Annotated in this window: 10 protein-coding genes; 4 read left to right on the top strand and 6 right to left on the bottom strand. The window is 74.2% G+C overall.

Annotation, left to right across the window (positions count from 1 at the left end; all coding sequences use genetic code 11):
- Window positions 1-32: 32 nt before the first annotated feature.
- The gene (fdxA, locus tag Sdagh_RS23990) at window positions 33-353 is read left to right on the top strand and encodes a ferredoxin (protein WP_189415806.1); all 321 of its coding nucleotides are present in this window, start codon (window positions 33-35) and stop codon (window positions 351-353) included.
- A gap of 173 nt (window positions 354-526) precedes the next feature.
- Here fdxA and Sdagh_RS23985 read toward each other — a convergent pair whose 3' ends face one another.
- Entirely contained in the window at window positions 527-2,293 is a 1,767-nt protein-coding gene (locus tag Sdagh_RS23985; RefSeq protein WP_226535619.1) for a subtype B tannase, read from the bottom strand.
- A gap of 288 nt (window positions 2,294-2,581) precedes the next feature.
- On the opposite strand from Sdagh_RS23985, the gene Sdagh_RS23980 reads away from it, so the two are divergent.
- Window positions 2,582-3,487: an NADP-dependent oxidoreductase gene (locus Sdagh_RS23980; RefSeq protein ID WP_189415804.1), complete on the top strand. Its 906-nt coding sequence runs from the start codon at window positions 2,582-2,584 to the stop codon at window positions 3,485-3,487.
- 642 nt (window positions 3,488-4,129) lie between these two features.
- Here Sdagh_RS23980 and Sdagh_RS23975 read toward each other — a convergent pair.
- The 4 genes from Sdagh_RS23975 to Sdagh_RS23960 form a co-directional block, all read right to left on the bottom strand.
- Entirely contained in the window at window positions 4,130-4,777 is a 648-nt protein-coding gene (locus Sdagh_RS23975) for an HD domain-containing protein (protein WP_189415802.1), read from the bottom strand.
- A gap of 173 nt (window positions 4,778-4,950) precedes the next feature.
- Window positions 4,951-6,321: a serine/threonine-protein kinase gene (locus Sdagh_RS23970; protein WP_190077064.1), complete on the bottom strand. Its 1,371-nt coding sequence runs from the start codon at window positions 6,319-6,321 to the stop codon at window positions 4,951-4,953.
- The gene (locus tag Sdagh_RS23965) at window positions 6,318-7,127 is read right to left on the bottom strand and encodes an FHA domain-containing protein (RefSeq protein WP_189415798.1); all 810 of its coding nucleotides are present in this window, start codon (window positions 7,125-7,127) and stop codon (window positions 6,318-6,320) included. The genes Sdagh_RS23970 and Sdagh_RS23965 overlap by 4 nt, the downstream gene beginning before the upstream one ends.
- 367 nt (window positions 7,128-7,494) lie before the next feature.
- The gene (locus Sdagh_RS23960) at window positions 7,495-9,021 is read right to left on the bottom strand and encodes a DUF8189 domain-containing protein (RefSeq protein WP_189415796.1); all 1,527 of its coding nucleotides are present in this window, start codon (window positions 9,019-9,021) and stop codon (window positions 7,495-7,497) included.
- A gap of 266 nt (window positions 9,022-9,287) precedes the next feature.
- Here Sdagh_RS23960 and Sdagh_RS23955 point away from each other — a divergent pair, with 266 nt between their 5' ends.
- Both Sdagh_RS23955 and Sdagh_RS23950 read left to right on the top strand, forming a co-directional pair.
- Window positions 9,288-11,744 (top strand): penicillin acylase family protein, encoded by a 2,457-nt coding sequence (locus Sdagh_RS23955; protein WP_190077065.1) that lies wholly within the window; start codon window positions 9,288-9,290, stop codon window positions 11,742-11,744.
- Window positions 11,745-11,830: 86 nt separating this feature from the next.
- Entirely contained in the window at window positions 11,831-12,877 is a 1,047-nt protein-coding gene (locus Sdagh_RS23950) for an alpha/beta hydrolase (protein ID WP_190077107.1), read from the top strand.
- A 61-nt stretch (window positions 12,878-12,938) separates the two neighbouring features.
- Here Sdagh_RS23950 and Sdagh_RS23945 read toward each other — a convergent pair whose 3' ends face one another.
- Window positions 12,939-14,603, bottom strand: a complete 1,665-nt coding sequence (locus Sdagh_RS23945; protein ID WP_190077066.1) for a PLL family lectin — start codon at window positions 14,601-14,603, stop codon at window positions 12,939-12,941.
- Between the last annotated feature and the right edge of the window lie 33 nt (window positions 14,604-14,636).

Below are 14,636 nucleotides of genomic sequence, written 5' to 3'. Positions count from 1 at the left end.
CACCGAGCGTGACACGAGGAGAAGGAAGCACCGTGACCTACGTCATCGCCCAGCCCTGTGTGGACGTCAAGGACAAGGCGTGCATCGAGGAGTGCCCGGTCGACTGCATCTACGAGGGCCGGCGCTCCCTGTACATCCACCCGGAGGAGTGCGTCGACTGCGGCGCCTGCGAACCGGTCTGCCCGGTCGAGGCGATCTTCTACGAGGACGACGTGCCCGGTGAGTGGCGGGACTACCACCGGGCGAACGTCGAGTTCTTCGACGACCTCGGCTCGCCCGGCGGTGCCAGCGGCCTCGGCCTGATCGAGCGCGACCACCCGCTGATCGACGGACAGCCGGTCCGCACGGCCTAGCGGACCTGTCCGGCCGGGGTCGGGGCCGGCGGCGGGAGCGGTCGGTCCCCCCGGCATCCCGCCGGGCGAGACGTCGACCCGCTCCCGCCGGAGGCCAGGGCCTGTCGTTCGGATCAGGTCGCGGGAATCGGCTGCGCCTTCCCCGCTCACCGGCGTGATCCGAACGACAGACCCTAGCCCCGGTGTCCGGAGGTGAGCGGGTCGCCGGCCTTGCGGACGGCTCCGTCGATCCAGGCCATGGCCTCGGGCACGTCGTAGTTGCCGGCGTGCGGCTGGTTCCAGGCGAGCCGGTAGTCCAGGTTCTCCACCTGCCGGTCGGCGGCGAGCGCCCGGTCGAGGTTGACCGACACGGTGAGCGCGGTGTCCCGGTCCCGGGTGCCGTGGCGGACGTACCAGTTGGGCGCGGTGTCCGCGCTCGTACCGATGAAGTCCATCGGGTCGACCAGGTGGACCTGGTCGTCGACCGTGGTGCTCTTCCGGCTCGTGTACTGCTTCCAGGTCAGTCCGGTGTCGTCGAGGCCGCTGCCGTCGCCGGCGACATCGTTGTGGTCCCAGCCGTACCCGGTGTAGTTCAGGTACTTCTGGCTCGGCGGGCCGAAGAGGTCGGTCTCGGTGCCGCTGGTGACGTTCCCGTCGACGCCCACCGCGTCGAAGGCGGGGGTCGTCTTCAGGGTGGCCTGGGTGGCGACGAAGGCGAGGTACTTCGCCATGTCGACGGAGCGGACCGTGCGGGTGGCGGGGTCCACGTCGATCCAGTCGTTGACGTACGACTTGGTGGTGCCCTGGGAGGTGATCAGGAAGGTGCCGCCCAGCGGCGGGACGGTGTGGGCGGGGTCCGCCGCCAGATAGGTCTCGGCGGAGCGGACGACCTCCTGCTCGAGCGTGGCCGGCATGGTCGCGGCGGTGAGCCGGGAGCCGTCCGGGCCGCGCAGCCCGAGGCCCTTCTCGTACGCCGCGAACCGCGCGGCCAGTTCGGCGGACGCCTCGGGCGAGGGGTCGGAGCCGGTGGCGGCACGGGTGCCGAGGACGGTGTACAGCCACTCGTAGGCCACGTCCGCGTTGCCGAGGTCGGTGATCGGGCAGTAGGCGTTGACGGCGAAGACGTCGTCGCGCAGGGTGCTGCGGCCCTGGGCGTCGACACCGGCCGCGCCGATCGCGGCGAGGTACGGGGTGTACTCGGCGCTGTTGCCGGAGGCGCCCAGGATGGCGGCGAGCGCGCCGCCGCCGCTGGTGCCGTTGACGACGACGCGTTCGGCGCTGCCGGGCATGGCGGCGTCGTTGAGGCGCAGGTAGCGGACGGCGGCCTTGGCGTCGACCACGGCCGCGGGGGCCTTGCCGGGGGCCGAGCCGTCGGCGCCCACGAGGCCCCGGCTGCGGTTGGCCACGTCGACGAAGACGTACCCGGCCTTGAGCGCGGCGCCGACGTTGCTGGTCGTGCTGGTGTAGGAGGCGCCGGCGGTGACGCTCGCGCGGAGGTGACTCGCTTTCCAGCCGCTGTTGTTCACCGCGAAGTAGACCGGCGTCCGCTGGTCCCCGAAGGCGCTCTCGGGAACGAACACGTTCATGCTCTGGTAACCGCAGGCGGGGTCGGTGATGGTGGTGGTGCCGCCGCCGGGACCGCCGGGCTGCCGGGCGGCGGCGGCGACCGGGTGCGCGACGTAGCAGATCCCCTTGTACCAGCGCACGTTCACCGGCCGGCCGTCGACCGTGACGCCGATCGTCGTGTAGGCGGCGGAGTCGAAGGCCAGCGCGCCGTCCTGCGGGTCGGCGGCGGGCCCGTGGCCGGACGAGGCGGCCGCGGCCGAGGCGGGCGCCGCGACCGCGGTGAGGACGAGGGCACTCGCGAGCGCCGCGCCTCTCAGCAGACGGGTACGGGTCACCGGGCGGTGCGCCGGGCGGGTGAGCGCGTCGCGTCCGAAGGACGCGGAGAACCGCTGCACGGGGTCTCCCCTCACTGAGCATCAAGTGCTTCGCTGACGCCTCGGGGTCGAGGCGTGACGCACGCTACAAGATTGTTAACAATATGCACAGCAATCTTGCGGCCATTTTTTCGGCGACTCGTGGGGCGCGGGCCGGGCACGCGGCACGCGCACCGGCCCCGTCCGGGCCCCTCGGCCGGCTTGCCCCTGACACCGGTGTCAGGTTCTAGCGTGGTGCGCGTCGGCACTCGCCGGCCCTTTCACCCCTTGATCCCTTGCGGCCGTGCGGCCGTAGAGAGGCAGGACGCCATGCGCGCAGTCCGGTTCCACGAGTACGGCGGTGTGGAGACCCTCGTGGTCGAGCAGGCGCCGGACCCGCGTCCCGGGCCCGGTGAGATCCGGGTCCGTGTGGCGGCGGCCGGTGTCAATCCCGTCGACTGGAAGGTGCGTTCCGGGGCGGTGCGCGAGGTGCTCCCCGTGGACCTGCCCGCCATTCCCGGGCGGGAGGCCGTCGGCACGGTCGACGCGATCGGCGCGGGCGTACCGGGGGTGAGCGTCGGCGACCGGGTCTTCGGGCTGGGCGGCGTCACGGGCGCGACGGCGGAGCTGGCCGTGCTGTCGGCCTGGGCCCCGGCGCCCGCCGCGTGGTCGGACGAGGAGGCCGGCGGTGCCGGTCTGGCGTCCGTGACCGCGATGGGCGGGCTGGACGCGCTCGGTCCCCTGCGGGGGCGCACGCTTCTCGTGGAGGGCGCCGCCGGGGGCGTGGGCAGTGCGGCGGTGGAGATCGCGGTGGCCCGGGGCGCCACGGTGATCGGGACGGCCAGTGCGCGCAACCACGAGTTCCTCACCTCGCTCGGCGCCGTCCCGACCACCTACGGCACGGGCCTCGCCGAGCGCCTCGCCGCCCTGGCCCCGGACGGGGTCGACCTGGTGCTCGACACCGCGGCCTCCGGGTCCCTGCCCGACCTCGTCGCGCTCGTCGGCGACCCCGCTCGGGTGTCCACGGTCGCCGACCACGCCAACGCCCGCCGGCTGGGTGCGCACGTGGCCGACGCGCGGAACGACCCCGCGCTCCTCGCCGCAGCCGGCGAACTCGGCAGGCAGGGCCGCTACACGCCGCGCGTCGAGCGGACGTACCCCCTCGAAGAGACGGCGGCGGCACACGCGTACGCCGAACGCGGCCACACGCGGGGGAAGGTCGTCGTCCTCGTCTGAGGGCGCGTTCCCCCGGGCCCCGCGCTCCGTCCTCCTCGCCCCGCCGACGGAGGCACCGGCCCCCGCCATCGGCCCCCGGTGGGCCGGATGGCTGCGGCGGCGGTCACGAAGCCCCGGACACCCGACCCCGCCGCGCCCGCGCCGGGCAGCTCCCGGCACACGCCGGCCCGAGCCCGCCGCGCACGTTCCTGACCCTGGAGCAGCAGACCGGCCGCGGGCTGTTCACCCGGCTGCCCCGGGGCGTGGAGGCCACCGGCTCGCCCGTGAACTCGCCTCCCGGGTCACGGGCACCGCCGGCGCGCTCGCCGCCCTGGGGAGGGGTGGTGCCCCGGCGGGGCGGGCCACGCCCGTGCGCCTGGCCGGGCCGTCGGAGCCGCTGTGCGTACACGTGCTGCCGGTCGCGCCGCAGGGGGGCAGGTCCTCGGCGCAGGTGGCCAGGGCACCTCGCGCGGGGCGACGGTCTTCGGCAGACAGCCCACCGCTCCCGCCGCCGTCACCGTGCCCGGCCTGTGCGCCGTGCTGCCGGCGGTCGGCGCGGGCGCCGGCGTCAGTGCCTACGCTCATCCGCGTCACCGGGGACCGACCGCGGGCGGGCGGGCCCGGCGGCCACGAGGGCGCCGGCGGCACCGGCGTACGCCCGCCTCACTCCGGCCACGGGGAGTCGAGGACGGTGCGGACGAAGTCCCCGCGCCGGAATCCGGGCACGTAGTGCTCCAGCACATCGGCCTTGACGTTGCCGAAGGTGGTCTCCGGCCTGGGCCGGACGCCGTCGGTGAAGGCGGTGAGGATGCGCCGCTTGAAGTCGGGCCGGGGGTGCAGGGCGACGACCTCGCGCCGGTCCTCGTCGGAGACGTCCGCGTACCCGAGGCCGAGGACGTCGTACTCGACACCGGCGGTGACCAGGGCGACCTCCGGTTCCATGAACTCGGGGACGCCGGGGGTGGTGTGCAGGGCGATGGCGGTCCACACCCGGCGCACACTGTCCTCGGGCACACCGTGCGACCGGAGGAAGCGGCGGGCCTCGTCGGCGCTGTCCACCTCGAAGCGGCGCCCGCTGGAGCGGAATTCCTCGTTCAGGCCGAGGTCGTGGAACATGGCCGCGATGTACAGCAGTTCCGGGTCATGGCTGAGCCCCCGGACGCGGCCGCGCAGACTGCCGAAGAAGTACACGCGCCGGGAGTGGTGGTAGATCAGCTCACTGGTGGTGTCCCGGACCAGTTCGGTCGCCTCCCGCGCCGGTTTCGTGCCGGGAACCCTGATTCCTGCCGCGAGGCTCGTGTCCGTGGTCATGGCTGGTCACCTTCTCGTCATGGGGTGCGGTGGGGCCGCCGGCTCCACCGTCCCGGGGCCGGCCCCGTGCCCCCAGTCTTCTGCGCCGGTGCCCCGCCCGCCATGTCCGTCGAGCCACGTGTCCCTCACTTACGGACATCCCCGCCCGGGGGCACCCTGCTCCCGGCCCCACCTCAAGGGCATTCCGGCAGCGTCGGGCGGTCTCGGGTGCGGACGGCGGGGAGCCAGGCCGTGGAGGGCCGGGAGCCGGGTGGGAGGCGGACGCGGAACCAGTGGGTGGAGCGGCGGTCCTCCTCGTCGACGACGGGCTGTCCGTCGGGTGTCCGGCAGTCGGCGGTGAGCAGGTCGCCGTGCCAGACCCGGGTCACCACGACGTTGTCCGCGGTATAGGGCAGGGCGGGATCGACCGCGAGACCCAGGCTGCACCCGGGGTCCCGGCCGCCGTCCTCCCGGCAGGCCCGCTCCGCGTTGTACACCCGGACCGTGTCCGGTGCCGGGCCGGCGCGGCCGGGCGGCGCGGGCACGTCCGCGTACAGGGCCGCCCCGGCGATCCCGCACAGCGCGGTGGCCAGGACGGCGGCGCGGGCCCGGCCGCCCGGCCGTCCCGTTCCCGCCCCGGGGCCCCGCCGGTGGGCGGTGATGCGGGCGAGGAGGCTCTCGGCGGTGTGCGGGGCGCGGGCCTCGTGGGTCGGGGCGAGGCAGTCGGCGGCCAGCTCCCGCCAGAACGGCGGTACCGCGTGATCCATGCGCAGCGGCGCCCGCCCCGCGCCGTACTCCTGGACCGCCGCGCCCCGCGCCATGGGGGTGGCCCCCGGGAACGGCGAGCAGCCCGACGTGAACACCTCGTGGATGACGACGCCCAGGGCCCAGATGTCGGCGGTCGGCCGGACCCGCACCCCGAGTTCACCGAGGGGCGCCCGCCAGCGCTCGGGCGGGAAGTAGTCCAGGGTGCCCAGGGGAGGCGCGTACCCGTGGGTCCCCGTCAGCTCGGTGGCGAGGCCGAAGTCGGAGAGTCGTACCGTCCCGTCCGCGCCGAGCAGGACGTTCTCCGGTTTGAGGTCCGCGTGGACCCAGCCCGACCGGTGGAGGTGGGCCAGTCCCTCGCAGATGCCCGCAATCAGCCGGCCGCGGTCGGTCTCGGGCAGTCCCGCGTCGATCAGTTCCCGCAGACTGCCGGCGGCGCGCTCCATGACCAGCACGATCGCGCCCCGCAGGGCGGGGTGGCCGGGCTCGGCGAGCACGAACGACTCCAGGAGGCTGATGAGCCTGGGGTGCCCGGCCCGGCGTCCGAGTTCGACCTCGCGGCGGGCGGATTCCACGATCCGGCGTGCCTGGCGCGGCGCGAGCCCGGCGGTCGGCATGACCTTGAGGGCGACGTCGGGGCGGCCGGGGTGTCCGCGGGCCGGCCGCGCCGCGTACACCGTGGACCAGCCGCCGCTGCCGATCAGCCGGGTGACCTCCCAGTTCCCCACCCGGCTGCCGGGCGGGAGCGGGTCCGTCCGGTCGCGTTCCGTGGTCTCCCGGGGGCCGTGCGGCGCGCTCATCGCGCGGCCTGCCGCTCCCGTCCGCCGGCCTGCGTCTGCGGCGGCAGCAGCGCGAGGTGCTCCTCCCGGACGAGTCCGAACCGGAGTGCCAGGCCGACGATCTCCTCCCGTTTGCCGTTGCGCCGGTCGGCCCTGCCCGGCTCGTGGCTGTCCGGGGCGCCCAGGCGCAGTTTCTCGTCGGCGAGGTAGTCGATGTGCGAGCTGACCGCCCGGGCGGTCAGTCCGGCGCAGGCCGGGTGTCCGCCGAGCCGGTCGACGATCTGCGGGGTGGTGGGGACCGCCACCCGCGACTGGTCGCGCAGCCGGGGCTCGCAGAGCGCGACGAGGACGAGGAAGTAGGTGGCCGTCTCGTTCAGGGAGTACGCGGTGACCGTGGCGTTCCCCCACGGCACCCCCATGGCCTCCGGGTCCAGATAGACGTGGTCGGGGGCGAACACCTGGAAGGAGACCGTGGCGTCGCCGCGGGTGGGCAGCACGACGCGGGAGAACTCGAACGGGATCGGCGCCCCGGCCCGCCGCGGCGGGACCCGGAGGTACTCCCCCGCCCCCTCCGGGTTCTCCACGAGGTAGCTGTGGGTGGTGCTGTGGTTCGTGAGCTGCCAGTGGTCGTCGGTGACCCGGATCTCCCCGGCGAGCCGGGAGACGGCCGGGTCGTCGAGGCGCAGCTCGACGGGGCTGCGCGCGGAGCCCCGCCCGAAGCGGGCGGACTCGCCCGGTCCCAGCCGCAGCGTCACCGGGTCCCCGTGCGGTCCGGCGCCGCCGGCGCCCCCGCTTCCCCGCGGCACATGGATGACTACGCCGCTCACCGCGCCCCCCGTTCCACGCGTCACTGCCGGACGAGCGCCACGATACTTCCGGCACGGGGCCGGCCACCGGCGTACTTCGGCCACATCGCCGTGCCCGGCGCCCACGGGCCGTGGACGTCCCCTTCCGGCCGGGCGCAGTGGGCGAAGTCACCGCGCGGGACGGGCCGGGGCCCGTTCGGGGAGGGCAGCCGGGGCCGGGGCGGACCTCCTGACGACGTGTACATGGCGAAATCTGGGTGTCTCGTGCGGGCGGCTGTGTTCCGCCGGGGCCGCGGCCGTGCCTCGGTCCGCGGTCAGGCGTCAGGCGACAGGCGTCAGGCGTCAGGCGTCAGGGGGCAAGGGACGACGGCGAGGTCCTGACGGTCGGTCAGGGCACGGCGGGCCCCGCCGAGTCGTTGAGCCAGAGCCATTCGGACCAGGTGGCGAAACCGGTCTGCCAGCGGTGGTGGACACCGGCGCGGCTGGTGCCGAAGACCTCGATGCGGCCGTCGGCGTTGGTGGCGGCGGTGACCTCCGTGCCGCCGGTGCCGAAGGGCGCCCAGTCACCGTAGGGGGCGTTCACGGCGGTCTGCCACAGATGCAGGGCGGTGTCGCCGTTCATGGCGAAGACCTCCACCCGGCCGTCGGCGGTGCGTTCGCTGGTGAGCCGCGCGTCGGCCGGACCGCCCGTCGGCTCCCAGCCGGACCAACCGGCCTCACCCGTCTGGTACTTGTGGAAGACGCCCACGGGTCCGGAGGCGAAGACCTCCAGGCGGCCGTCGGCGTTGTGGTCGACCGTCAGGTCGTGGCCGCCCTCGCCGAAGCCGGCCCACGCCGACCAGCCGCCGCTGGGGGCGGTCTGGTACCGGTGCTGGAAGGTGCTGCCGTTGAGGGCGAAGACCTCCAGGCGGCCGTCGGGTGCCGTCTCCATCTCCACCTGGCTGTCGGCGGGACCGCCGCCCGTGGACTCCCAGCCCGACCAGCCGCCGTTCGGCTCGGCCTGGTACCGGTGGAAGAGCCCGGCCGGACCGGACGCGTAGACCTCGATACGGCCGTCCGCGTTGACCCCGGCCGCGACGTCCCGGCCGCCGCCGCCGAAGGTCTCCCAGCCCGACCAGCCGCCGGACGGGCTCAGTTGCCAGCGGTGCTCGAAGGTGTTCCCGGCCAGCGCGAACAGTTCCAGGCGGCCGTCGGCGTTCGGCGCGAGGGCCAGTTCGGCGTGGGCGGGACCGCCCAGCGGCTCCCACGGTGACCAGTCGCCGTTGGCCTCCCGCTGCCAGGCGTGGTGGATGCCGTCGGCTCCGGCGGCGAACACCTCCAGGCGGCCGTCCGCCGACCGCGCCGACACCACCCGGCCCGATTCCGCCGGGTGGACCGGCGGCCGGGGCCGCGGTCCGCCGCCCGGGACGCAGGGCAGCACCACGCCGCGTTCCGCGAGATAGGGCTCGGGGTCGATGCCGTAGGAGGCGGACGGATCGCCCCAGATCCGCAGGTGGAGGTGGGGACCGGAGGACTGCCCCTCGGAGCCCATCAGGGCGATCTGCCGGCCGGCCGTGACACGGTCGCCGGCGAAGACGTCCCGCCGGATCATGTGCCCGTACTCGGCGATCCGCCCGTCGGTCTGCTGGACCCTGATCCACTGGCCGTAGCCGGGTTCGTACCCGGAGATGGTGACCTCGCCGTCGCCCACGGCGTAGATGGGGGTGCCGACGTCGTTGGCGATGTCGACGCCGTTGTGGCCGCTGTGGAAGTGCTGGGAGACGAAACCGGCCGCCGGGCAGGCGGCGGTGGCTCCGGCGGCGGTCCGGGGGACCGTCGCCCCGGCGCGGGCCGCAGGCGGCAGCACCGCCAGGAGCAGGGCGGCCGCTACCGCGAGGACCCATGTCTGCGTGTGTCGGGAAAGCCCTGGGAGCACGGCTCCTCCTGCCTCGGCCGTTTCGGTGGTGCCGGCGACGGACGGCCGGGGCCGTGCGGGCGGGCGGTACGGAAGCTAGCGCCCCCGCGGGCCCGCCGGACCCCGGAAGGTTACGGGGTGACGGACGCCGGGGCGTCGGCTACGCGCGCGTCGCCGCGGCGGCCGTACGCCCGCGTCGTCGCGGGTCACCGGGGTTTCATCGGTCCTTCCTACCGTTGCCGCGTCCGGATGACGTCCGGATGACGGCCCGACGGGGAAGGACGGCGATGGCACGGAGGAGACACGGAACGAGACTGCCGGTGGCGGTGCTGGCCGCGCTGGCGGTGATCGGCGCGCCCGCGGCCGGCGGGGCGGCGGCGGGAACGGCCGCCGCGGGGAGGGGACCGGAGGCGCCGACGATCCGGTACACCGAGTACGGCATCCCGCACATCATCGCCTCGGACTGGGCGGGGCTGGGCACGGGCTACGGGTACGCGGCGGCCAAGGACAACATCTGCACCCTGGCCGACACCTACCTGACCGTCGACGCCCGGCGCTCCCGGTATCTGGGGCCCGACGGCAGGGCGAGCCCCGGCCAGTTCCAGAACACCACCACCAACCTCAACAGCGACCTGTACTTCCAGCGGCTCAAGGACGACCGGGTGGTGGAGCGGCTCGTCGCGCAGCCGGCGCCCGACGGGCCGGAGCCGGAGGTCAGGGAGGCCATCCGCGGCTACGTCGAGGGATACAACCGGTACCTGGCCGAGACCGGCGCGGCCGGCCTCTCCGACCCCGCCTGCCGCGGCGCGGCCTGGGTACGGCCGATCACGGAACTCGACGTCTACCGGCACGCGCACGCCGAGATCATCATGGGCAGCACCGACGCGCTGCTCGACGGCCAGGTCGACGCCGCGCCCCCGGGCGCCCGGGCCACCGCGGGCCCGGCGCCCTCCCCCGCGAGGACCGCGGCGAAGATCCGGGACGCGATGGCGGTGAGCCGCCAGCAGAGCATGGGCAGCAACGCCCTGGCGGTCGGCTCCCAGGGCGTGTCGGGCGGCACCGGCATGCTGCTGGCCAACCCGCACTTCCCGTGGCAGGGCAAGAACCGGATGTGGCAGAGCCAGCTGACGATCCCGGGCGAGGTCAACGTCTCCGGGGCCAGTCTGCTGGGGCTGCCCGCGGTGAACATCGGCCACAACGAGAACGTGGCCTGGAGCCACACGGTCGCCACCGTCGCGCCGTTCGGGCTGTTCGACGTACAGGTCGATCCGCTGAATCCGACCAGGTACCTGGTGGACGGCGCGTGGGAGCAGATGACCTCGCAGCGCGTCGAGGTCGACGTACGGCAGGCGGACGGCACCCTCGCCAAGGCCGGCAGGACGCTGTGGTCCACCCGCTACGGCCCGGTCACCACCTCGCTCCAGGGCGTCCCCCTGCCCTGGGTGGTCAGCGCGCACGCGGTCCGCGACGTGAACAGGGACAACCTGCGGGCGCTGAACACCTGGTTCGGCCTGAACCGGGCCACGGACGTCCACGACGTGGTGGCCACCCTGGAGACGACACAGGGCGTCCCCTTCTTCAACACCGTCGCCGCCGACCGCGCGGGCAACGCGCTGTACGCGGACATCCAGGCCGTCCCGAACATCACCGACGCGCACGCGGCCTCCTGTCTGACCGAGACCGGCAAGCTGCTGTTCCACCAGGCGCCACGGCTGCCGAACGTGCCGCCGATCTCCATCCTGGACGGCAAGCGCGGCGCCTGCGACTGGCCCGACGACCCCGACGCGGCGGCCCCGGGGCTTCTCGACCCGCGTGCGCAACCGCGCCTGATCCGCCCCGACTTCGCGGGGAACGCCAACGACAGCCCCTGGCTGGCCAACCCGGACCAGCCGCTGGCCTACCCCCGGGTGATGGGCGACACCTCGGCGCCCCGGTCGCTGCGCACCCAGGAACTCGTGCTGACCGCGCGGAACCGCATCGACGGCACGGACGGCCTGCCCGGCAGGGGCTTCACGCCCGGGACGATGGGGCAGCTGCTCTTCGCCGACCACAGCCGGGCGGCCGACCTGGCGCTCGACGCCACGGTGACGGCCTGCCGGAACGTGCCCCTGGGGCTCGTCCTGGTCGACGGCAGCCTGGTCGACGTGCGCGAGGCCTGCCCGATCCTGGCCGGGTGGAAGAGCCACGCCTACACGACGGACAGCCGGGGCTCCTGGCTCTTCGCCCACTACTGGACCCGCCTGCTCGACGGCCAGGGGGTCGAGCAGCTGCCGTGGCGGGTCCCCTTCGATCCCAAGGACCCGGTGCACACGCCCAACTCGCTCGACTCCGGCAGCTCAGCCGTCCGCGACGCCCTCGCCCGCGCCGTGCTGGCGCTGCGCAAGGCGGGCATCGCGCTGGACGCCCCGCTGTCGAGCGTCCAGACCGTCACCCGGGGCGGTGAGCGGATACCGGTCCACGGCACGATCGGCGAACTGGGGGTCCTGAATGTGATCACGCCGGGGCAGGTCGGCGGGAAGGCGGACGTCGTCTTCGGGTCGAGCTTCGTGCAGCAGGTCCGGTTCACCGCCGACGGTCCGCCGGAGGCGTACTCCGTCCTGGCCTACTCCCAGTCGGCCGACCCGACGTCACCGCACCACGCCGACCAGACCCGGCTCTTCTCGGCCGGCCGGTGGGTGACCGGCCGCTTCACCGAGGAACAGATCGCCGCCGCACCGCAGTTGACGACCACGGTCCTGGACTGACCGTGCCGAACAGCCTCACAAGGGGGAGCGCAGTGACAGGGAGAACGCGACGGAACAGGGCCTGGTCCCGGAGGGTGGTGGCGTGGCTGCTCGCCGCCGTGGCCGTCACTGTGATCACGCCGGCGGGTCCGGCACGGGCCGCCGGCCCGGAGGCCCCGCCGCCGATGGCGGACGGCTTCGGCCTGACCCAGGTCGGCACGGCGACCGGAACGGCCACGAACTTCTACCTCACCGTGACCACACCCCAGGTCGCGGGTGAACAGCACATCAAGATCATTCTGCCGAGCGACTACTACGACGACCCGGACCGGCGCTACCCGGTCCTGTACTTCCTGCACGGCTCGCCCGACGACCCGGTCCAGCAGACGTATCCGGCGCTGACGACGTCGGACGACATGATCACCGTCGTCCCGGACGGCGGCGCCCGGGGCTGGTACGCCAACTGGCTCGACCAGAACACCGCCGCCGGCGCGCAGAACTGGGAGACCTTCCACCTCCAGCAGGTGATCCCGTTCATCGACGCCAACCTGCGGACCGTCGCGGCCAAGAAGGCCAGGGCCGTCGCCGGGGTCTCCATGGGCGGCTTCGGTGCCTTCCACTACGCGCAGGCCCGCCCCGACCTGTTCGGTCACACCGCGTCGCTGTCGGGGGACATCGACCTGTCGGCCAGGTCGATGGACCTCCGGCTGGCCGTCGTCGCCTCCCTCATCGACGCCTCGGGCGTCATCTGCGCCGCGGCGTCCGGCGCCTGCGACCCGGACGAGTCCCCCTACAAGCCCGGGGTGGACAGTGACGCGGCGTTCGGCTCGCCCTACCCGGTGTTCAACGCCGACCGGCGGTGGAACGAGGTCGACCCGTCCCAGCACATGGACCGGCTGGCCGCCGCCGGGGTCCGGGTCTCCGTGTACACCGGCGACGGGGGCGGCTCGCCCCTGGAACCGGAGTTCTGGATCGCGGGCGCGGCCAAGAACGTCAAGGCCGCCATGGACGCGCTGGGCATGACCTACTCCTACGTCAACTACGGCGACGGGGCCGGCTGGGGCAGCCGGTGCGACGGCGGCCACAACGGCGGCTGCTGGGAGGAGGACCTCCGGCACCTGATCCCCAGGCTGGAGCGGGAGTTCGCGGCCTGACCCGCGCGCGGGTGCCGCGGGGCCGTCCTTCCCGGCCGGGAGGGACGGCCCCGTTCCGTCGCTACGGCACCGCCGGTCCGGAGTCGTTCAGCCAGGCCCACTCCGACCAGGTGGCGAAGCCGGTCTGCCACCGGTGGTGGACACCGGCGTGGCTGGTGCCGAACACCTCGATCCGCCCGTCGGCGTTGGTACCGGTCCCGATCGCGGTGCCGCCGCCGCCGAAGGTCTGCCACGGGGAGAACGCCGCGTTCGGCCCGGTCTGCCAACTGTGGCTCGCCGCCGTGGAGTTGATCGCGAACACCTCGACCCTTCCGTCGGCCGTCCGCGACGAGGCCAGCTCGGCGTCCGGGAGCCCCCCGGTGCCGGTCCACGCCGACCAGGTGGTGGGGCTGGTCTGCCAGCGGTGGAAGATGCCGTCGGCGTTGGAGGCGAACACCTCCAGTCGGCCGTCCTGGTTGTGGCCGGCGGTGACCGCGTGCCCTCCGGTGCCGAAGTCCTCCCAGGCCGACCAGCCGCCGTTGACGCCCGTCTGGTAGAGATGGCCGAACGTCGCGTCGGAGAGCGCGAAGACCTCCAGCCGTCCGTCGGGGGCGGTCTCCATGGCGAGGCGCGCGTCGGCCGGCCCGCCGTGGGTGCCCTCCCAGGCGGACCAGCCGCCGCTGGGCGCGGTCTGCCAGCGGTGGAACACCCCGTCCGCGTTGGACGCGAAGACCTCGATCCGGCCGTCGGCGTTGTTGCCCGCCGCCACCCGTGACCCGCCGGTGCCGAAGTTCTCCCAGGCGGACCACCCGGCGCTCGGCCCGGTCTGCCACATGTGGTCGAAGGTGGTGTCCGACAGCGCGAACAGTTCCAGCCGTCCGTCCGCGTTGGACGCCACCGCGAGCTGGGCGTCGCGCGGGCCGCCCACGGACCGCCACGGCGACCAGGCCCCGTTCACCGCGGTCTGCCACGCGTGGTACACGCCGTCGGCCCCGGCGGCGAACGCCTCCAGGCGCCCGTCCGCGGACCGCCCCGACACGACCCGGCCGGAGTGGTACGGATGCGTGGGGCCGGCACTCGTACCGGACCACAGCGCGTTGGCGATCAGGGTGGCGTCGCCCGCCTCGACGCCGTAGAGGTGGCGCAGGTCCTCCCGGGGCTGCTGCACGCGCCAGCACACCTCGCCGATCGGCACGTCGTTCCAGGAGCCGCCCGGGTACAGGCGTTCCATCGCGTCGAGGAAGGCGTTGGTGGCGTAGACCGGGTCCAGGCGCTGTTCGCGGCTGCCCCACCAGTCCTGCTGCTGGAACAGTCCGATGCTGGTGTGGTCGACGGCCTGGGCGTAGTTGTTCATGCTGGACTCGACGATGATCGTGGCGACGGCGATCGCCGCGGCTCGCGGGGTGAGCCCCCGGTCCTTCACGGCCTGCGTGACCATCCGCGCGCAGGACATCCGGTACGCGTCCAGGTGGCCGGCCATCTTCGCGCCGAGCTGCGGGTTGAGCTGGTCCGCCAGGGTGGCGTCGGCGGCCGACGGGCCGGCCGGGTCGCAGGGCGCGGTCGGGATGGCGGCGAAGCCTTCCGGGCCGGTGAAGTACCGGGAGACGCCGGACCGGTCGTCGTCCGGGTCCGGCGCGGGGCCGGGCCGGGCCACGCCGACCGGGGCGGTCAGCCCGATGAACAGCGCCCCCAGGCCGGCCACCAGGACCAGCCGGAGGAACGCGCGGTAGAAGCCGCTTCTTCGCACGGTGTGCCTTTCCGTCGTCACATCCGGGTCGTG

Source organism: Streptomyces daghestanicus (assembly GCF_020521275.1).
In the GTDB taxonomy this organism is placed as follows: Bacteria; Actinomycetota; Actinomycetes; order Streptomycetales; family Streptomycetaceae; genus Streptomyces; species Streptomyces griseoviridis.
The sequence above is the reverse complement of the archived record's forward strand: the minus strand, read 5'-3'. Positions and strand labels throughout refer to the sequence as shown.

Excerpts from the sequence above, each read along its gene's own strand:
- Sdagh_RS23980 (WP_189415804.1), top strand. The coding sequence starts at position 2,582 with ATGCGCGCAGTCCGGTTCCACGAGTACGGCGGTGTGGAGACCCTCGTG.
- Sdagh_RS23955 (WP_190077065.1), top strand. The coding sequence starts at position 9,288 with ATGGCACGGAGGAGACACGGAACGAGACTGCCGGTGGCGGTGCTGGCC.
- Sdagh_RS23970 (WP_190077064.1), bottom strand. The coding sequence starts at position 6,321 with ATGAGCGCGCCGCACGGCCCCCGGGAGACCACGGAACGCGACCGGACG.
- Sdagh_RS23975 (WP_189415802.1), bottom strand. The coding sequence starts at position 4,777 with ATGACCACGGACACGAGCCTCGCGGCAGGAATCAGGGTTCCCGGCACG.